Annotated in this window: 17 protein-coding genes; 10 read left to right on the top strand and 7 right to left on the bottom strand. The window is 50.4% G+C overall.

Going from position 1 to position 20,416, the window contains the following annotated elements:
• The first annotated feature begins 226 nt into the window (after positions 1 to 226).
• From MW898_RS04925 to MW898_RS04915, 3 genes are all read left to right on the top strand, one after another.
• Complete coding sequence (locus MW898_RS04925) at positions 227 to 1,243, top strand: MBL fold metallo-hydrolase (RefSeq protein ID WP_248905089.1); 1,017 nt, start codon at positions 227 to 229, stop codon at positions 1,241 to 1,243.
• A 2,183-nt stretch (positions 1,244 to 3,426) separates the two neighbouring features.
• Complete coding sequence (locus tag MW898_RS04920) at positions 3,427 to 5,190, top strand: BCCT family transporter (protein WP_248905087.1); 1,764 nt, start codon at positions 3,427 to 3,429, stop codon at positions 5,188 to 5,190.
• A gap of 229 nt (positions 5,191 to 5,419) precedes the next feature.
• Entirely contained in the window at positions 5,420 to 5,569 is a 150-nt protein-coding gene (locus MW898_RS04915) for a hypothetical protein (protein ID WP_248905085.1), read from the top strand.
• A gap of 202 nt (positions 5,570 to 5,771) precedes the next feature.
• Here MW898_RS04915 and MW898_RS04910 read toward each other — a convergent pair whose 3' ends face one another.
• Positions 5,772 to 6,236: a universal stress protein gene (locus MW898_RS04910; protein ID WP_248905083.1), complete on the bottom strand. Its 465-nt coding sequence runs from the start codon at positions 6,234 to 6,236 to the stop codon at positions 5,772 to 5,774.
• 557 nt (positions 6,237 to 6,793) lie between these two features.
• Here MW898_RS04910 and MW898_RS04905 point away from each other — a divergent pair.
• Both MW898_RS04905 and MW898_RS04900 read left to right on the top strand, forming a co-directional pair.
• Positions 6,794 to 7,543, top strand: coding sequence for a response regulator (locus MW898_RS04905; protein WP_248905081.1), 750 nt, complete (start codon positions 6,794 to 6,796; stop codon positions 7,541 to 7,543).
• 87 nt (positions 7,544 to 7,630) lie between these two features.
• Positions 7,631 to 9,349, top strand: coding sequence for a histidine kinase N-terminal 7TM domain-containing protein (locus tag MW898_RS04900; protein ID WP_373689829.1), 1,719 nt, complete (start codon positions 7,631 to 7,633; stop codon positions 9,347 to 9,349).
• Between the two features lie 148 nt (positions 9,350 to 9,497).
• Here MW898_RS04900 and MW898_RS04895 read toward each other — a convergent pair whose 3' ends face one another.
• Entirely contained in the window at positions 9,498 to 10,280 is a 783-nt protein-coding gene (locus tag MW898_RS04895; RefSeq protein WP_248905077.1) for a helix-turn-helix transcriptional regulator, read from the bottom strand.
• 214 nt (positions 10,281 to 10,494) lie between these two features.
• Between MW898_RS04895 and MW898_RS04890 the strand changes: the two genes are divergently transcribed.
• On the top strand, positions 10,495 to 11,280 hold the full coding sequence (locus MW898_RS04890; RefSeq protein ID WP_248905075.1) for a helix-turn-helix transcriptional regulator: 786 nt from the start codon (positions 10,495 to 10,497) through the stop codon (positions 11,278 to 11,280).
• 141 nt (positions 11,281 to 11,421) lie between these two features.
• Complete coding sequence (locus tag MW898_RS04885) at positions 11,422 to 11,922, top strand: MaoC family dehydratase (RefSeq protein WP_248905072.1); 501 nt, start codon at positions 11,422 to 11,424, stop codon at positions 11,920 to 11,922.
• Between the two features lie 35 nt (positions 11,923 to 11,957).
• Here MW898_RS04885 and MW898_RS04880 read toward each other — a convergent pair whose 3' ends face one another.
• The 3 genes from MW898_RS04880 to MW898_RS04870 form a co-directional block, all read right to left on the bottom strand.
• Complete coding sequence (locus tag MW898_RS04880) at positions 11,958 to 12,539, bottom strand: thymidine kinase (RefSeq protein ID WP_248905070.1); 582 nt, start codon at positions 12,537 to 12,539, stop codon at positions 11,958 to 11,960.
• A 233-nt stretch (positions 12,540 to 12,772) separates the two neighbouring features.
• Entirely contained in the window at positions 12,773 to 13,156 is a 384-nt protein-coding gene (locus MW898_RS04875) for a hypothetical protein (RefSeq protein WP_248905068.1), read from the bottom strand.
• Between the two features lie 258 nt (positions 13,157 to 13,414).
• On the bottom strand, positions 13,415 to 14,173 hold the full coding sequence (locus tag MW898_RS04870; RefSeq protein ID WP_248905066.1) for a DUF7847 domain-containing protein: 759 nt from the start codon (positions 14,171 to 14,173) through the stop codon (positions 13,415 to 13,417).
• Positions 14,174 to 14,650: 477 nt separating this feature from the next.
• Here MW898_RS04870 and MW898_RS04865 point away from each other — a divergent pair, with 477 nt between their 5' ends.
• The 3 genes from MW898_RS04865 to MW898_RS04855 all read left to right on the top strand — a co-directional run bounded on the left by MW898_RS04865 (position 14,651) and on the right by MW898_RS04855 (position 18,225).
• Positions 14,651 to 15,304, top strand: a complete 654-nt coding sequence (locus MW898_RS04865; protein WP_248905064.1) for a cyclase family protein — start codon at positions 14,651 to 14,653, stop codon at positions 15,302 to 15,304.
• Positions 15,305 to 15,671: 367 nt separating this feature from the next.
• Positions 15,672 to 16,382, top strand: coding sequence for a CPBP family intramembrane glutamic endopeptidase (locus tag MW898_RS04860; RefSeq protein WP_248905063.1), 711 nt, complete (start codon positions 15,672 to 15,674; stop codon positions 16,380 to 16,382).
• Positions 16,383 to 16,560: 178 nt separating this feature from the next.
• A complete protein-coding gene (locus tag MW898_RS04855; protein ID WP_248905062.1) occupies positions 16,561 to 18,225 on the top strand; it encodes a vanadium-dependent haloperoxidase in 1,665 nt (554 codons plus the stop codon).
• A 205-nt stretch (positions 18,226 to 18,430) separates the two neighbouring features.
• Here MW898_RS04855 and MW898_RS04850 read toward each other — a convergent pair whose 3' ends face one another.
• Together MW898_RS04850 and MW898_RS04845 are read right to left on the bottom strand one after the other, a co-directional pair.
• Positions 18,431 to 19,858 (bottom strand): dihydroorotase, encoded by a 1,428-nt coding sequence (locus tag MW898_RS04850; protein WP_248905061.1) that lies wholly within the window; start codon positions 19,856 to 19,858, stop codon positions 18,431 to 18,433.
• 68 nt (positions 19,859 to 19,926) lie between these two features.
• Positions 19,927 to 20,343 (bottom strand): hypothetical protein, encoded by a 417-nt coding sequence (locus MW898_RS04845; protein ID WP_248905060.1) that lies wholly within the window; start codon positions 20,341 to 20,343, stop codon positions 19,927 to 19,929.
• Between the last annotated feature and the right edge of the window lie 73 nt (positions 20,344 to 20,416).

Genomic DNA, 20,416 nt, shown 5'->3' with positions numbered 1-20,416 from the left:
AAAAATTTCTCTATATCGCAGATTTTGAACGCGAACATTCTATTTTTACCCATGTACTACATTCTATGTACAGTAGATCTAGAATAATAAGACAGTTGTCTACTCTTCTCAGTCTACCCCGAATATATTCATCATCGTCCGAATATTTGGGAATAGCCAACAATTAACACAATTAGTGCCGTAGCCCACAGATGAGGATCACAATCCTCGGAGGTGACGATGGATTATGAAACGAGAAACTACTGAACAAGGAGAGGATGAGCGAGCTCGAACGACAAAGACTGACTCACAAGCCGATTCACAGGGCGATTCTGGATCGATCCCAGAAATCGCGCGCGGGCCGTCAATTCCAGCAAAGGGATATCTGGTCAATGAAATTCGAGGAGGGCTGTATTATGTGACCGACGGAACGTTTCAGATGTTGTTTTTAGACACCAATGATGGTGTCATCGTTATCGACGCACCACCGACCATTGGACGAGATATCACGAAGGCAATCGCGGAGGTGACAGACGATCCGATAACGCACGTCATCTACAGTCATTCACACGCGGATCACATTGGAGCAGCGAGCCTGTATCCGGAAACGGCCGAATACGTCGCCAACGAGCGAACGGCAGAACTGCTCTCCCGGGTCGACGATCCAACGCGTCCCGCGCCGACAACAACGTTCGAAAAGAATCACACGGTAGCAGTTGGAGAGCACGTTCTAGAACTGGCACACAAAGGAACTAACCATAGTTCAGACAACACATTCGTTTTCGCCCCCGTTCAGGAGACACTCATGTTTGTTGATGTCGTGTACCCGGGATGGGTACCGTTTCATCGACTGGGCTACGTCACGGATATCTTCGGATTCATAGAGGCTCACGATCAGATTCTAGAGTACGAATTCGAAACGTTCGTTGGAGGCCACCTCACCCGACTCGGAACGCGTGAAGATGTGAAAACCCAACGCGAATATATCAACGACCTCAAAGATGCGTCGAAAAATGCGATTGAAATGGTGGAACTGGATCCGATAGCAAAGCGGGTAGGAACGGATAATTCGTATACATTCTTTTTGGCCTTCGAGAAATCGCTCGTCGAAACGGCTGCTGATACTGTCCGGGAAAAATGGACTGGTCGTCTTGGTGGCGTCGACTCGTTCGTCGAAAGTCATTGCTCAGTAATGATCGCAAGTCTTCGGGTTGAATACGGCATCTTGGGACCGTTTGGACTCAAGGGAAATTGGAAAGAATAACTACAGCTAGCTCTGTAATAATTAGAAAAACCGCACGATGTTGGAGTACTCACAACCAGGTTGGAGGCGCGGAGAGGGTGTACATCAACCTAGTTACATCAGATTATTCACAGTGATCACAAGACAGACAAACAACGCAATGCTGTCAAACTCTCTATCGACGCAGAGTCACCATTTGGATTTCTCGCGTCGTATCTCGACTGAAACAACAGACAGAGCCCCATCCTCTTGAGTGTGTTGTGCAACTTATGTCATTTATCTATCATCTTAAATTGTGGGAAAATTTCAGAAAGAAGAAACGTTCGCTCTGGTTCGGTTGCAGGTGTGACGAGTCTCCTCCGCTCTCCAGTGTTACCGGGACGAGTCACGGACGATACGAACACACTCTTCGACAATGACTCGCAGATACAGGTGATCCAACGAGAGGTTCATCAGAGATATCACGAGGTTTTTCTTTTGCAGCATAACACTCGAAGAGACTCGAAATAATGTCTCTATGAATTACTTTCTGTAAAACGGTAGCCCAGACTCGTCTTGTGCTTGTAAAAAAGCATCGTTGGCAACAGCAATTAATATCGTTGTACATACACTATATTGGAGAAACCAATTAAGCGAGAACGGCAGCAGTATCGGTCCCGTTGTTACAGAGATGAAGTCCGGGGTTCATCAATGCTACAGACGTAAAGAGACACGATGAATGAATCGTTCACAAAGCATTTATTGAAAAATCGCACAAACGGAGACTACCCCACATATAGCGCTGGATTAATATTTAGTAGAGAATATTAATATATTCGAAATAAAATAGAATGGTCAATTTAGAATAACCTTTTTCAAACTGATAATACATATCTGAGTAAATTATTGTCGTTAGTGGTTAGGACTGCATTACTTTGCAGTGGTCGTAATTCGTCTCTTCACGCCTCTCAGCTTAACACATTACGTCACTCATTCTACACTGTTCCATGTGAAAATGATGTGTGTGGTAAAAGACTGACTCGTAAATCAGTGAAGAACTCGGCGTTCTTAGCTTCAAAACCTCACGTGAACGAGATAATTCGATCACGACACCGGTATAAACACCTGTGAAATATAGCGATCATACTCAATATGCTCTATTTGCATGTTTTTGTAGAGGTGTGTATAGAAGAATTACAGCCGTACCACCGTAATGGGATATATCATGAAAGTATACAATTGATAAATCTATGCTACCGAATGAAGAACGCAATACTGCACCGTGATAACGCCAGACTACTCCCAGAACATATATCTCATATGGTGGTTATTTTGATCGAGCGAGTGGTTACTGGCACATGCCCAATCGGACAGTCAGCACCTGCGTATCTAATCATTCACCCGTCGTAGCACCGAAGGAAGCTCAACAAAGAAGCAGACACAAAAATTCGAGCATCGTTTCTCCACCGGATGAGATCTCCGTCTTTCGTAGGAATCCCAAACAGGAGAACAGCGCGCATTCGTCGGGGACACATTTACAGTAGCCGAATTCAAGACGTCACCTATGCACAGCTATTTGAGAAACCAACAGAAAGCGATACTAGTGACATCGAATCGTTATTCTCGAGATGTTCGTCTGCCAACGTCCTCTATCTAATGCAGACACATCAAATTACGTTACGGATATTTGTTACTGTGGCTGTCGGAATTCACTGGTGCGACTCATTCAGACGTGCTTTGGAGAACAGTAAATAGACAATACACAACTGGCTCGGATAACGCATCAAGGGGTGTCGATCGAAGACAGTGAGCCGTATTCTATTTGAACAGTTGCAGTGAGCCAAGAGAGTGCTCTTACGGTGTAGCTGATAGATAATTCGACACAGAGATCGATAGTCGATTCAGAATATCGTAAGCCAGATCCCTCTCCGTACCACAGTAGGACACCGATAGATACGAGTGGGGACACTCTCCGAGATAAACGTATAAGAGTTTGATCAGAAAGAGTTATACCGATACATACCAACACGCACCGTGAGTCGAGTTATCAATAGAAAATTCGGTGACGATAGTTACCGAGTCAACATCGACCCCGTATGAAATGACACCGGACCTCGACGAATCAAGCGAAGAACACCTTCGAAACAAAGGCTGTAGTCACAAATCAGTACACAGACGTATGATAGCACACAGTAATAAATCGATCAAGAACAAGGACCCAAACTATGACTGACTCCGATGAGACAACAGGCGAGATGTCCGATGGGCTCCAAGTAGAACTCTTTCATCCGGACTCGGACCGGGAGCCCGGAGATACCAACAAGGAGTTGATGGGAGGATGGTTCGACATCCATCCGATCGTCTTTCCCGTCGCGCTGATTATCATCACGTTATTTGTAGCAGTCACTGTCCTCATGGGCAATCAAGCATCGTCTGCCTACGAGCGGTTGTTTAACACCGTTAACGACACCTTTGGGTGGTTCTATATCTTAGCAGTGAACATTTTCATCGTCACTATCGTGTATTTTGCCGTCGGCAAGTACGGCAACATCAGGATCGGTGGTGTCGAGGCTGAAAAAGAATTCAGTGATTTTGCGTGGATGGCCATGCTATTCAGTGCTGGAATGGGCATCGGGCTCATGTTTTACAGCGTTACCGAACCGATGGGTTACTTTCAGAGTCCACCGGCATTCTTCGGCGATGTTCCACAGGAGTCGGGGACAGCAGGAACCGTTGCGCTGGCTCAAACCTTTTTCCACTGGGGATTCTCCCCGTGGGCCATCTACGGGTTGGTCGGGCTCGGATTGGCGTTCTTCTCGTTCAACCGTGGGCTGCCACTAACGTTCCGCTCAGTCTTTTGGCCTTTATTGGGCGAACGGATCTACGGTTGGCCGGGCCATATCATCGATCTTGTAACAGTGTTTGCAACGCTGTTCGGGCTCGCTACCTCGCTCGGTCTCGGGGTTGCGCAGGTCAACACCGGTCTCGCGTACGTAGCCGGTGATGCCGTTCTCGGGATCGCCACCCTTCCGACTGGTGTTGGACCGCAGATATTCCTCATCGCGGTGATTACCGCGATCGCCACCGCATCGGTGGCAGCCGGTCTCGAAGGTGGTGTCAAGCGTCTGAGTACGCTGAACCTTTATCTCATGTTCGCGTTGCTCGGATTCTTGCTCCTCGTCGGTCCACGTCTCTTCGTCATGGGTGGAATGGTTGAGGCAGTCGGCTCTTATACGAACAACTTCCTCGGACTGAGTCTCTTTACCGGTACTCTTGCTGATGGTGGAAGCACCATCGGAACAACCATTTTCTACTGGGGCTGGTGGATCGCGTGGTCGCCATTCGTCGGAATGTTCATCGCGCGCATCTCGAAGGGACGGACCGTCAGAGAATTCGTTCTCGGCGTGCTGTTCCTCCCATCCCTGTTCTCATTCCTCTGGCTGTCGACGTTCGGAGGATCGGCGCTTTACCTCCAACTGCACGGTGCTGGGGGTGTCATCTCGGCGATGGATGGACCGAATGGCGGTACCATCGCCATGTTCGCAATGTTGAATCAGTTCCCACTCGGTGCTGTGTCGGGCATTCTCGCGACGTTGCTCGTTGTAACCTTCTTCGTTACGTCTTCTGACTCGGGCTCACTGGTCATCGATCATCTGACATCGGGCGGCAAACACGATGTCCCGAGAGCACAACGAATCTTCTGGGCAATCATCGAAGGAACTGTTGCGGCACTACTACTGTATGGTGGCGGACTCGGTGCGCTCCAGACGGCTGCCGTCACGACTGGCCTACCATTCGCCGCTGTTCTCCTGTTGATGTGCTATACGGTCTACCTTGGTCTCGATAACGAGTACCAGATCCTCGAATCAGAAGCGTTCAGAGAGCAGATACAGGAAATTAGCGATCGCGACGACATGGTCGTAACGTCATCTGGTGGAGACATGGTGACAAACGTCACGGAGGGTGGTGATACAGCCTCCAACGACTAACTCTCTGTCAGTCGTAGCATCGTTTCGTTCATCGTTCTCGAGGACACATTGGATCGGAGTCATTCAACAATTACTTTGGAGTAAACATTTACAGCGCAGCTAGTCATGCTCAGTGATCCAACACACATCAAGTTCTTATTCGGTTCGTCCTAATATTCTTCAACGCATGTATGAAATACTATAGTTTTCTGGTAGATACGCCGAATACAACAGGAGATGGGGGAGCCTAATGAACGTACTCGCACTGGTTCTGGCGATCGCAGCCCTCCTGCTGATGCTGGCTGGAGCGCTGTTCATGGCATCGAGCGAGTTTGGAATAGCCGGAGCCTTGTTTTTGAGCGCAAGCATTGTGATTTATCTTCGCGAAAAACGGATATAGAGCGTCTCCTGTCTCCTCGCTCGCCATCGCTCAAACGACGATTAGTATACATTTTGCCACCAGCATACGGTCTATCGAGTTGTATAGCAAACAATCTTGTTCCCCACTACTCCATTCCATAGATTCTGGGCCGGATTTATCCGTTCTACGCATCACTTCGGAATGGGCATTCAGCGAGATCGTCGAAGGGATCACTACCGGATTACTGATCTGAACTATGCGGACGTGATTCGGACTCGGCCATTTTGGTCGAAATGACCGGAACAGTCGACGTCCGAACTACTTTTTCAGTGACAGTTCCAAGCAGCGCACCAAATCGCCCCTGATATCCAGTACCCATCACGATCACGTCGACAGCCTCTTCGTCGGCGTATTTGACGACCTCTTCGTGAACTGCACCGCTTCTGGTCGTGGCAATGCATTCGACATCGGATTCGTCCGCCATCTCACAAATCTTACTGGTGACGTTCTGACCGTACTGCTTGTACTCTTCACGGACCTGTTCTTCGTCGTCCCTGATTGAAAGAGCTCGGGGAGCCCCCGGGAGATCCATGACGTACAGCGCGTGTATTGTCGCATCGAGTGCTGCCGCAAGTTCGATGCCGTGTTTGGCTGCTTTTTTTGCCTCGTCGCTTCCATCGGCTGGGATGAGGATGTGGTCGTACATCTGTTGATGATCCTCTGTCCACGGCGTTCAGTACTGGCAGACCATAGCTTTTTGGATGGCTGCTGGCAGTCACCAAACGACCACGATACTTGATTTCGCTAGTGGAAGCACCACGCGTCTCCGTTATAGACGCGATCTCGACCTCACGGTGGTTTCTAGCACTCCGATCAATCTGTTCACCGCTGTTCAATGTAGAAGACGACGCTCGTCACGCTAACCGGGCATCGTGGTTACTGCTTTGCGTTGATAGCCGAATAAATCAATTCTATTTGATTTAATTGTTTAAAAGTATTCACTCAGACATTCCACGACCAACAAATCGATGGTCACTCTTCCAACCAATATTAGAACTATTATGTGAATAACACAACTTGAAGTTTCTAACTCACACAAAACTACGAGATCAGTCTATCGGGGTCCCTCCAATGATTCTGTGGATAGCGCCCAACACCGGGAGACGCATTCTATCTTTAGCGCCACCACAGAATGTTTTTTGATGGCACGTATGATAGTAATAGAATGTACAATCTATCGGCACTCGCAATTAAAGAAATGAAATGACTGGTGACATAACTATCCTGCATGTCGACGACGAAGCGGCGTACGCAGATCTACAGAAGATGTATCTCGAAAAGATAATCGAAGCGTCACTTTCGACGATCATCACCACGGATCCAACAGAGGTCACAGAGATCATCGAGCGATCTAGTGTGGACTGTATCGTCTGTGATTACGACATGCCAGATATCGACGGACTCGATGTCCTTGCGACTGTCCGTGAAGAGTATCCCATTCTCCCTTTTATTCTCCTCACCGGGAAAGGAAACGAGAAAGTCGCAAGTGAAGCCATCCGGATGGGAGTCACCGACTATGTCCAGAAACCTTCCGGTTCAAAACAGTACAAGATGCTAGGCAGTCGTATCTGCAACGCTGTTGTGCGGTTTCGCTCCTCACGGAGAGATCGCAAGGAGATGAGACGGTTTCAGAATCTCCTCGATCGCGTCGCTGATCCATTACTCACTCTCGACACTGATCTCTGTATCACCTACCTCAACGAGGGAGCAGAACAGTTCCTCGATGGCTCTTCAGAGTCGCTCCTCGGAGCGGCGGTTGTGGATCATCTGCCAAAAAAATCTGCGCTCGAAGCAGAATTACGCCGAGCTCTGGATGAAGAAACGATGATCGTTGCCGAAGGAAAATTTAAATCCAGCAGTGTTGAACACAGTATTCGGATCTATCCAGACGAGGATCACTTATTAGTGCTGATCCTCAGGCCAGACAACGAAGGATCATCTTCAGTCACATAGGAGAAAAGCAGGAAGTCCAAGGACCTGTTTAACTCAGTCGGAGCGTTTATCTCGACACCATCGGACGTTCAGATTACCAGTCATAAAATGGCCACATTGTTTCAGCCTCGAATTCTCGTTCTCGGAGTCGCGACTATCATGCTCATGATCATCGGAGGCGTTTCGTGGAGACTACGTCCAAAGCGTGGTGCGCGCTCGTTGGCAGCACTGATGGGAGCCGCTACGATCTGGGCAATTGGCTCGATTCACACACAATTGGCCATGACGTACACAGGGAACCTGTTAGCGACGAATATCGGATATCTCGGAATCAGTCTCGTCCCAGTCGCTTGGATCGTTCTTTCACTAGAGTACGCTGGTAAAGAAGCTTGGATAACGCGAGAAACCGTAGCGGCCCTTCTCGCGATTCCAATAACGACCCAGTTCGTCATCTGGACGAATAGCGTTCACGAGCTGTTCTGGCGAATCGAGGGACTGCTGATTGTCGATTCAACTCAGTTGTTGAGTATTTCGTCGTATGGACCGTGGTTTTGGGTACACACGGTCCACTCGTATCTCCTGTTGGGAGCCGGAACCATCATTTTTCTTCGCTCAATCGCTGTCTCACAGCAAATTTATCGCCGTCAGGTGGCGATGATGGTCGCAGCAGTCGTCATTCCGTGGGCTGGAAATGCGATTAAGATTTCCCAAGCGTTCTCGATGGTTATGGATCCGACGCCGTTCCTCTTCGTGATTTCAGGGGGGCTGTTCATCGCGGCACTCTTTCGATTTCGGTTGTTGGACCTCGTGCCGATCGCACGGGACACCATCATCGACGAGATGCACGACGGAATTATCGTTCTCGATTCCGACAATTACATCGTCGATATCAACTCCGCCACCGAGTCGTTGCTTGGAATTGATCCTGAGGTAGTCGTTGGGCTCTCTGCCACGGAAGTATTCAATTCGTGTTACGTCGATCGCTATCGGGACGTGTACGAAGGGTCTGAGAATATTGTCGTCGACATCGACGGCAAGCAACGCGTTCTCAATCTACGGATTTCACCACTACAGAGCCACACTGGCGAACGCCGGGGGCGGGTCGTGATCATTCGAGATACCACGATCGAAGAAGAACAGCGCCGGCGACTGAAACAGCAGAACGACCAGCTGAAGCGACAGAACGATCACCTCGAACAGTTCGCTAGTATTGTTTCACACGATCTTCAGGGCCCATTGAGTATTGCACAAGGCTATTTGGGATTGGTTCACGATGAGTGTGAAAGCGAACACGTTGATCGGATTTCGACGGCACACGACGAGATGGAGGCACTCATCGATGATCTCCTCACCCTTGCGCGCGAAGGGCAGATGGTTGGCGAAACAGAAGTTGTTCCGCTCGACACCGTGGTGAATGCGACACTCTCGGCCGATCATGATGAAATGACGGTCGAGATCGAATCGGAGGCCTACACGGTGAAAGCGGATCCGGGACGACTCCAGCAACTGTTCGAGAACCTATTCAAAAACGCAGTCGAGCACGCTGGTCCCGATGTCACCATTCGAGTCGGCCCGTTGGAAGAAGAGACGGGTTTTTACATCGAAGACGATGGTCCCGGTATTCCACCATCCGTACGCGAGCACGTGTTCGAATCGGGCTACACCCGATCCTCCTCTGGTACTGGACTCGGTCTCGCTATCGTCAAATCGATCGCCAACGCCCACGGAGGTGACGTGTCGGTTACAGACAGCGAAAATGGAGGTGCGCGGTTCGAAATTGTGATCGACGACGAACCCTCACGAGCTTCGGAGAGCTTCCACGAGTAGACGTCATAGCACAAAAACCACTCCAATACGATTGAGAATTCATATCTGAACACAGCATCGAAATTGAAAATTTCTATATTAATTACGAGTTCGTCGAATGCGAAGGGGCTGTTGTATGGCTTTGCCATCCCACCCTCGTGTGTACTGTTCAGTCGTCATACCAAACGTAGGTATCGGCACGACGTTCGAAATCCCGAAACGCTTCGTTTGCCCACTGCAACGCAGCCTCAGCATCGTTTTCGACAAGACAACGGGGAAGATTCATTCCGTCGTGACCGACAAGTGCGAGCTGTTCCTCGAACAGGAACAGCCCGAATGGAATATCATCAGGAGAGACACCGACGATTAGCCGCTCACTTTCGATGGCCGCTCGGTACTCGCTTGCGAACTCCGATTGCACCATCTCCAACGTCTCGGCAGGGACGATCAGATCGAGGTGAATCCCGCGTTCGACGACCGCTTCATGGAAAGCATCGACGAGGCGCGGCAGGATCACCGGCGTCGCCACCCGTAGGTACGTTGCGTCCTGTACGAGTTCAAGTAGTCGCTCGACAGGTGCGTGTGGATTCGTCGAGGAAACGGCTGTCACATTCGAATGTTGGAAGGTCGAAATATCCAGATCGAGCGTTGAGCGGGGAACAACTTCGAGAAACGGGAGTAGATCTGTCGAGACAGCGATCCGATGCAGACAGTTGGTGACATCCTCACAGACGTACGTACCGAATGTTGTGACGGAGTAGCTCGTTCCGACCGACTGTATCAGTTCTGTCTCCTCTAGCCGCGTGAGGTTGTGTTTGACCGTCGTGCGTGGGATGTCTAGATCTGAGCTAATATCCGAGACACCAGCTGGCTCGTCATCAAGATACTGCAGTATCGGGAGACGGTGTCGCGAGCCGGATAGCACCGAGATAATTTCTAACACCTCGTCCATTTGTGTACGCAATACCTCACCAGAGATCCACATATAGCTGTCCCAGCGAAAGAGTAGAATGGATCTAATGGGAATCGATTTGCTGTCTCCTCAAACGTGTGAATATACGTCTAACGATGACAATCACGTCGAGGAAGGTCCGATCATCACCGAAACAATCGCTAAATAAGATTAAGCCCGTTCATATCGCTTTTTCAAGAGGGTTAATCCACAGATGTCCGATGATACACCGGCGGGTGCGAGCCTCACCGATGCGGACGAACTAATTGATTTACTGTCACGGAGACAGGATATTCTCCGATCACTCATCGACGCTCCGAAGGAACGACACATTCTCGTCGACCGCCTTGATGCGTCCAAATCGACTGTCTACAAAGGCGTCACTCAGCTCCGGGAACTAGGACTCATCGAGTTAACTCGAGAAGAGCTCCAACCGACGCTGTTCGGGATTGTAGCCCTCCGGCAGTACGACGAACTGGCACGAATCGCCGATCTCGGGGATCTACTTTCACGTCTCCCCCGCAACGCAATCGATCCCTCGGCACTCGTCGGGGCTGAAATCGTCACACCAGACAACCACGCGGTCGATCGCCATTTCACCCGCGTAGAAACAATATTACAGGAAGCCACCGTCGTCCACGGATTCTCGCCAGCAGTCTCACCGCGATACATATCGATTCTTCACCAGCGAATTGTCGATGATGGGCTCATGGCAGAGCTACTCCTCACCGAAGAGATCATGACGCACCTACATCAGGAGTATCCAACTGCATTCGATGGCATCCGTACTGCGAGTGACACTTCGCTTTGGCAGACGAACACTGAGTTCCCGTTTACGCTCCTTCTTGTCGCTTCTTCGAGCGCCAGCGAGATCTGTATTGAACTCGATGAGGAGGGACACACAAGTGGCCTTGTAATCAATGACACCGCAGAGAGCATCCGGTGGGCAAAAGCGAAATTCGACCACTACAAACGACGGTCCGATCGAGTCTCTACCTGATCGCTGATTAAGAGAGCCATCATTCGATATGGTTTCAACACTACTAACGAACAGTTTGAGGTCCGGACTATTCCATCAATCGCGGAATTTCCCGGTGGATACACTGACAACACCACGTACTCCACGTATGATGGATTAAGAATGCCTTCGAACGTATTCCCACGATACTATGAAGACTGTGAGATTGGCCAGACAACAGCGTTGGGTAGCTACACAGTAACAGAGGAGGAGATCACCGAATTCGCCACGAAATACGACCCACAACCATTCCATACTGACGAGAGCGCGGCCAAAGATTCCATGTTCGGAGGGATCATCGCAAGCGGCTGGCAGACGGCCGCAATCTGTATGCGACTGTTCGTCGATGGCGCACTCAAGGACATGGCGAGTGCCGGTGGACGCGGTGTCGACGAACTTCGATGGTATGCACCAATCCGACCTGGTGACGTGCTGTCTGTTCAAATAGAGATCATAGAGACGCTTCCACTCGAAGGCAACCCAGAACTGGGTGAAGTGCACGTAAAGATCACAGGAGTTAACCAGAACGATGAGCTCATAATTTCACTGACTCTACTGGGTATGATCGAACGACGCAAATCAATTCGATCGAAGGGAGTCGAACGATCGCAGGAAGAAGAATAAGAAACGAATTCCGAACAGCTGATCACATGCGGCGGTCAGTCGCTGCGAATGACGTGGCAGTTCCGACAGCGTGCCTCGTAGGATTCTTCAGCTCCCACCATGATCGTCGGGTCGTCGTAGTGAGCGGGTTCACCGTCGATGAGCCGCTGGTTGCGTGAGGCAGGTTCACCACACTGTGTGCAAATGGCCTGAAGCTTATCGACGTATTCAGCGAGTGCCATGAGCTGTGAGAGTGGTTCGAACGGTTCGGCACGGAACGTTTGATCGGTGCCACTGATAACAACTCGATGGCCGGTATCCGCAAGGCGCTTGCAGACCGGGACGAGTTCCGTAGAGAAGAAATTTGCTTCATCGATGGCAACGACCGTCTCACCGTCGAGCGATGTGGTGATCTGTTGAGGATGATCTTCATCGACGACCGTGGCCTTCCACGTCGCTCCTGTGTGGGTCCCAATGGCAGTCTCGCCGTAGCGGTCATCGAGAGCTGGTGTAAAGACAGCGACCGACTGGCCCGCGATCTCGGCGCGACGGAGTCGTCGCAGGAGTTCCTCGGTCTTTCCCGAGAACATACAGCCGGTGATGACCTCCACCCAGCCGCTGTTCGTAATAACTTGCATAGCGAGCGACCGGTATGCAGTGACAAAAATCTGTTGTTACTGATCGAAATGAAGGCACGTTTGTCCCAAGATCCGGCAACGAGAGACAACCACTACAGTAATTTGATAGTGAGAGACTAGCGACACTGTAGCGAACGTATACCACGATGAACCCGAGAATGACTCTCGTTCGATCGAGTCAGAAGAATGAGATTCTAAGAACATGTACGTTCGACTATTGGTCTGTGCCCCGGTCACCTGTTTCGGATCTCGTTGAGAGCGATGATGACGTAGACGGCCCCAAGGAGGCGCGTGAATGGATAGATCCACGGTTTCCATTCACAAGCCTCCGCGTCAGTGTAGGCAATTTCGGTTGTGTAGTCGATGAGGTCTCTCGGGTAGAGCAGGGCAGGCAGTCCAATGACGCCGAGCAGCGTCTTGAACGCCGACTGAGATCTACCACAACAGCATGCAAGTAACAGATAGACGATTCCCTCAAGTCGTGCAGCGGGGATGACCCACTGTTTTGTCTCACAGTCATCAGGGTTTTCGAGTGCAAGTTGTTCTGTGGCATCGATGAGTCGTTCCGGTGAAAGAATCTCGATCACACCGATCGCTACGAATGTTTTCTGAAGCATAATCGTATCTAGGTCAAAGATACAGAAAAAGATGACTAGCGGCATACTCAACTGCTTCGTCGACGATTACGGGTGATCGGATGTATCACCGTTCTTGGTGCGTGTTTTGTCGCTAGTCTGGTGAGCTATTCATGGAATTATGACCCACAATCAACAGCGATCGATGGATTAACTATTCGAATTTCGTGAATGTGATTCGATCCAGCAGCACGATTCTGAAAATCCGTCTCGAGAGAGAGAGATTCCCGATCGATCAAATCAGACGCTGTCAGCGCTCGTATCCGATGACACATCCGATTCGAGCGCATTATCGGAGGAAGCACTCGCGTCATCTTCCTGCTCTCGAAGCTGGTTGTAGGCTGTTGCAAGCGCCGCAAGCGCAAAAATCGATCCAACAGGTCCACTAGCAGCACTACCGAGAGCACCACCGAACTGTGCAGGGTCAAGACCGATTACAGCACCCAGGAGACCACCAACGAGTCCAGCGATAGCCCCAAGAATGCCTCCAATGATTCCCCAGAGGATTACGACAATAATCCCGAGACCAAAGAGATTGAAACGGTGGCCACTAGTCAGCTCCCAACTCTTCTGAAACCCAGTGATGAAGCTTTCATTTTCTGCAGCGACGTAAACGGACCAGAACGTCAGAGCGACGAGCAGAAAGATTCCAGGAATCACAAACAACAAGGTTCCAATAAAGACGGCGATTAAGAAGACAATTGCTCCAACAATGTAATTGAGTAGCGGCCATCCAATGTCGTCGCTGAAGTATTCGCGTGGAAGTTCTTCAGTCTCGTCGCTCACGAACAGCCGAATGGCCCCAATAGATACGATGATGTTTACGAGACCGAACACAAGAGAAACGAGAGCAACAAGGATTGGGGTTTGTCTCGCACCAATCGAAATGAGACTATTGAAGAGAGCGAATACGATCAAAATTCCGATGAGCATGAGCCCATTCCGGCTCACTGTTCGTCTCAATCCTTCTGATATCACACCAGTAATGTTTACAGACATACCAAATGGTGAGATGTTTCGTAATCGTATAACGGTATCGGAAATAAAAGTGCTCTAAATGTCTATCGATGAATATGGCCGTCTCTATGGCTGTAATTCCGTCACTATATAATTCGTGAAAAATGTACCTTTTCAAATAATTCAAATCACACCCTAGTTCTCTTTAGAATCAAGAATGGAATATAACAAACTTGCAGGATTCGAACGAATTCCAGCCGTCTACTCTTAATCACCGCGTGATTCAATCTTCGTTCTTCAGTCTTCAGAAAGTTTAATGATTTTCGTCTCTATTCGGAAAAGCCAGAGCAATAACGATATTTATCCATATGATCGTATATATCATACAGAGAGTTCACCTCATCGTTAAATAGTTAGTGTGAGATCATCACGAAGAATGTCACTCGGTACTATTCATAACTAGTTACTCACTACAAACAAATCGTTATCGCTATTGTGGACCGAGGCATTTCACCTCGCGTGCCTCTTATAGACTGTTCTCATCGAATCGAAACCGGGATGCCGGTCTATCCCGGGAGTGACTCCGTCTCAGTCCAACCGTCTGCGACTGTCGAGCGTGATGGTGCTCACGTCACCAACCTCCAGATGGAGACCCACGCAGGGACTCATATCGACGTTCCCAGCCACATGATTGCAGACGGTCGAACCCTCGATGCGTTCGATGTCTCTTTGTTTACATTTGACGCATTGATTGTCGATTGCACCGGGAAAGCTTCCCGCGAGCCAATCACCGTTGCAGACCTTCCAGAACCCAGCGACAACGACCTACTCGTCCTTCATACGGGATGGAGCAAACACTGGGGAACTGACGCGTACCGGGATCATCCGTACCTCGATAAAGACGCTGCTACGTGGTGTGCTGACCACGGCTACAGTGTCGGTATTGACTGTTTCAGCCCCGATCCAACGCCGAGCGTAGACAAAACCCGTGAGAGCGACAGCGAGCCTGATGGCTATCCAGCACACGATGCTCTCTTCGCTACCGACCGCCGGATTGTCGAAAATCTCACTAATCTCACCGCGCTCGCTCGTGAGTTCGAACTTCTCGCGTTTCCACTGGCTATTCCTGACGGCGATGGGAGTCCAGTCCGTGCCGTCGCACGCTGTGACTGATTCGATCAGATGAGCCATCGCTATCAACGCTCGACATCTATCCATTCGAGATTGACATTTCGAACCAGAGAGTTAATACCGATATCGTGGAATAGTCTGAATGATGACCTATCCAGTAAAGTCAATCGTCTGGAATAGGACGGAGCGGCGACTTCGGTTGCCATGGCGACTACTCGCTGCCATAGTTGTGTTCGGAATCCTCACATTCGGGACACAACTTTTGATTCAACCGTTCTTACTCCCTGTCTTCGTTGGTTTACATCTTGAACCATTCGGACGAGTCGGCCGTCTACTACTCCTTCAGTTTGTGCAACTCTTCCAATTTTTTATATTTGCTTACGTCGTTGGTCGGTTTGTCGATCGACGTATGTTCTCGGATTTTGGTTTCCATCTCTCGCGTGCGTGGTGGCTCGATCTCGGATTCGGTCTCGTTCTCGGTTGGTTGCTCATGACGTCGATATTCGTGGTTGAGCTCGCGGCTGGCTGGATTCGAATAACCGGCTACTTTCAAACCATATCAGAAATCCCCTTTGCCAGTGCCTTCCTCGTTTCGGCGCTTCTCTTTGTCTTCGTTGGGATTAGCGAGGAACTGCTACTACGCGGTTACCTGTTGACGAATCTCGCTGAAGGATTCCGCTGGTTTCGGTGGATAACCCCAAAAGTGGCTGTTGGGGCTGCTGTGATCAGTTCTTCGGCTATCTTTGGTATCGGTCACATTGCCAATCCGAATGCGACACCGACGAGCACGTTTGTGATCACACTCGGGGGAATCATGCTCGCGTCTGGCTACGTGCTGACAGGCGAACTGGGAATACCGATCGGACTGCATATCTCGTGGAATTTCTTCCAAACAACCGTCTATGGATTCTCTGTCAGTGGATTGCAACTCCCCGTGACGGTTATTGCGACCGAACAGGCTGGTCCTCAACTGTTGACTGGTGGAGCGTTCGGACCGGAAGCGGGACTCATTGGAGTCGGTGCAATTTGTATTGGAACAATTGCTGTTGTGCAGTGGGTTACATTCCGCGAGGGAAGTATTTCCCTGTGTTCACAGGTTTGGACGCCAGAAATCCGATAATCGGCTTGTATATTTGTGCAAAACCCGTACCGTGCAGTGTATTTTCGACGTTCCAAATGAAGTTACATTATGTACAGACTAATTTTTTAGTGAAAGGCTGAATACCGTAATAACCTCATATACATCCTCTAATAACCCCATAACAATCTCTGAAGTCATTAATTCATACTTGGGAGCCATGGAATATATTAAGCAAGTATTAGACAAAGACATAACACGCCGAACAGTTTTAGCAGGGCTTGGGACAACTGCGATAGGATCCCAAACTGCGAGTGCAGTACCGACGTTCTCCACTGAGCGTCGGAGTTCCACCCAAGATCGGCTTGAAAAAGCCTACGAGCTACGGAAAGAGATCGCTCATGAAGTGTTGGCCCCGAGTAAAGGACTTCCAGAACAGACCCCAAACGGCGATCACAAACGGTACGATAAGAAAATCGCAGACTTCACGAAAGGACTTCCTCACAACCGGTTAGGGGAGGTCGATCTCGACGCGTATGCCGCTCTCCAGCACGCACTTAAGACGGGGCGACCACAGGATTTCAAACAAATTCCTCTCGGCAAAGGAGAGCAAAAACTCGTCGAACCACAAGCGGCATACGCTTACGAACTGGTTGGGATTGACTCTCATCAGGGAACAGCGCCACCAGCGCCCTCGTTTGCGAGCGCTCGGAGTGCAGCTGAAGTTGCTGAGCTGTATTGGATGGCTCTTTGTCGTGACGTTCCGTTTTACCAATACGAAGAAAACGAGCTCATAGCGGCTGCGGCTGAAGATTTGTCCACCTTCTCTGATTACGATGGACCAACAAAAAACGGAGCAGTCACATCAGATGTCATTTTCCGGGGGGTCCCAGCCGGAAACAGAACCGGACCGTACCTTTCGCAGTTTCTCTGCCAACCCATTCCCCACGGTGCCCTCGAAATCGCACAGAAAGTCAAATCAGCCTCGCCGGGACTAGATTACCTCACCGAGTATGATGAATGGCTCGCGAGCCAGCGGGGGGCGGATCCTAAAAGAGAGCAAACATATCAGGAAACGCGCCGCTACATCCATAACGGACGTGCGCTTGCAACGTACGTTCACAATGATTTGCCAAATCAGGCGTATGAAGCCGCAGCAGCGATGTTAAACGCCGCATCGATTCTGGTTGGCAATGGCGTCTCACTGGACCCGAACATACCATACGATGAGGACGATCCGGTCACACCCTTGCTCAACTTCGGATTTTGGGACGCACTCGACGCCACAAATAGCTGCTTCGACGTTGCACAGAGTGCTGCGTGGTATCAAAAATGGATCGTCCACAAACGCCTCCGTCCCGAAGCATTCGGTGGACGTGTCCACAACCACTGTACTGGAAATGCGTCCTATCCGATCCACGAGGAACTGCTCGATTCACCGGTGCTCGATCGGATATACGATACGTACTGTAATTATTTGCTACCACAGGCATACCCAGAGGGGTGTCCTCTGCATCCGTCCTACGTGGCTGGCCACTCGACTGTTGCAGGCGCTTCCGTGACGATTCTGAAAGCGTACTTCGATGAATCACACACATTCAAAGAGCCGATGCGCCCGTCTGCAGACGGAACCGAACTGCTCTCTGACGTGAACGAAGAACTGACTGTGCGGGGTGAGCTCAATAAACTCGCAGCGAACATAGCGAATGCCCGAAACTGGGCCGGTATCCATTATCGAAGTGATAAAACGTACGGACTCAAACTCGGCGAACAGGTCGCAATCAGCCTTCTCAACGGGCGAGGAAAACTATCGAACCTTCGTGATTCATTCGACGGGTTTACACTCACAACATTTGATGGCGAAACAATAACGATCACACCGTGACGGTTGTCGATTCGAAGATTAATACACGAATCGATCAGGAACGCACTCTTTCGTTTGATTGCGTCGCCGACCCACTGAGCCAACACAGAAAGCACTGCACCGGCAGCTACTGCGAAATTTGTGGCTGGTTTCACAGACCACAACCTCCGTTGATGTTCGTCTCGGTTTTTGAAACGAGCGCGTTAGAACGCAGCCACAGAGTGCCTCAGCGTTTTGGCACACCGTTTTCGTGTCGTGGGAGGAAAGAGCGACCACCGGGATCGACTTGCAGCTCGTCGTCCTCAACGACCACTCTACCATCGACGATCGTGTGTGTCGGAAGGCCTGTGAGTTCTTGTCCGTGGAACGTAGAATAGCGAGGCTCCATCGTGTGATAGAACGAGTCGTCGACAACGCGGCTTTTATCGAGATCGACGATAACCATATCCGCGTCAGATCCCTCGACAAGCGCGCCTTTGCGCGGATAGAGACCCCACCGCTTTGCGTTGTTCTCTGCACAGACCTCTACGACGCGTTCCATGCTCAGTCGGTTCTTGTTGACTCCTTCGCTCATCATCACAGGAAGGAAATATTCGATACCGTTGTTGTCCCCCGGAATCGCATCCCAGATATCGCCGTATTTTCCTTCACCTTTCTCCTTGAACTCGATTTTGTGCGGGCAGTGATCGGTGCCAAGATAATCGACGACACCGTTACGCAGTCCTTCCCAGAGGCGTTCTTTGCTTTGCTCGGTTCGCAGCGGTGGAGAAATCTTACCCCAAACGCCGAGGTCGTCTGTATTCGTGTGGGCAAGAAACGCCGGGAGCGTCTCGGCGTGGAGATTGACACCCTGCTCCTGAAAGCGCTCACAGATATCGACACCCTCGGCGGTGCTCATGTGAACGATGTACGCTCGAGAGTCGGTGTATTCGGTTAGCTGACCAATCTGCTCGATCTGCATTGCCTCACAGATGTTCGGTGCTGCTTCGGTCCACGCTTCGAGATCGTTTCGCTCCGCTTCCTGAAGCTCTTGACGACGTTCGTACGCGAGATCCTCATTCTCTGCATGGAACATGACGACTCCGTTCGTGACATCAGAGACGGTATCGAGCACTCGATACACCCGCCCGGCGTCCGAGTGGTCGATGCCAAGCTCTGGCGATGCGTGTTTATACCAGTTAAAGAACACCTTGAACGATCGAATACCCGCATCGACGAGCCCTTCAATCTCTTCGACGTGGTGGTCTTGATGGACGATTGCGTGATACGCAAAATCGATGTAGGAGTTCTCGCTTCCGACGTCCCGGAAGAACTCCATATCTGGAAGGTATGGTTCCCGCTGGAGTAGGAAGTTGACAACAGTCGTCACTCCGCCGTGGACTGCGCCCCGCGTCTCGGTTTCGAAGTCGTGAGCAAGTCCTTCGTGATAGTCCTCGAATTCGTATCGTGAGAGACCCCAGTGGACGTGTGGATCGATGAAGCCCGGAATGAGATAGTTCCCGGCAGCGTCGATCTCTCGCTCTGCATCGGGGAGTGATTCGTCAGTTCCAACGCCAGTGATCACTCCGTCGCGCGCAGCGACGCCTCCAAACTGGGTGCCACTCGGCGTAACGACTCGTGCGTTAACTACACGCAGATCTGCTTGGTCCGCCATACAGCAGTACTCCACCTAATCATACTTAATAGTACCAGTTGAGCTGGCATAGTAGTGAATCATATTTTCTATGAATGTTCTGACACACCCTCATGGAGTGCGTCGTTGATTGCCGCGTAGGTCGATTCGGCGTCAACGGGATAGTACTGAAGCGGCTTTGGCCGACCGGCGACAGAGATCGTCAAGCGATTGCGCTTCCGGTAGGTGAGATAGAGACTCCCGAGTCCAATCGTCGCAAATACGAGTCCTCCGACGACGTTCCGTGACGTTGCCCACAGACCAAATCCAACGAGTGTAACGCTCATAACCACCAGAAACAGATCGATATCTTGAGCGGTAACCTCAGCAATATCATCGAGCGGGACGGAGAGTGGCTCTTCTGACTCGCGGACAATGACAAGTGCATCATCGTCGATACCGAGCCAGCCTCCAGAACGGAGGTCGGTATGATACTCAAGTTGGTCCCGCCGCGTCGTCACTGGCATACAAAGAAGAGATGAACCGAATGTACCTCATTGTTGCGGGGAGGCGTTTGCCCAACACCCAAACAGTTTCGAG

Origin of the sequence: Halocatena marina (genome assembly GCF_023276375.1) — an archaeon.
GTDB lineage: Archaea > Halobacteriota > Halobacteria > Halobacteriales > Haloarculaceae > Halocatena > Halocatena marina.
The sequence above is the reverse complement of the archived record's forward strand: the minus strand, read 5'-3'. Positions and strand labels throughout refer to the sequence as shown.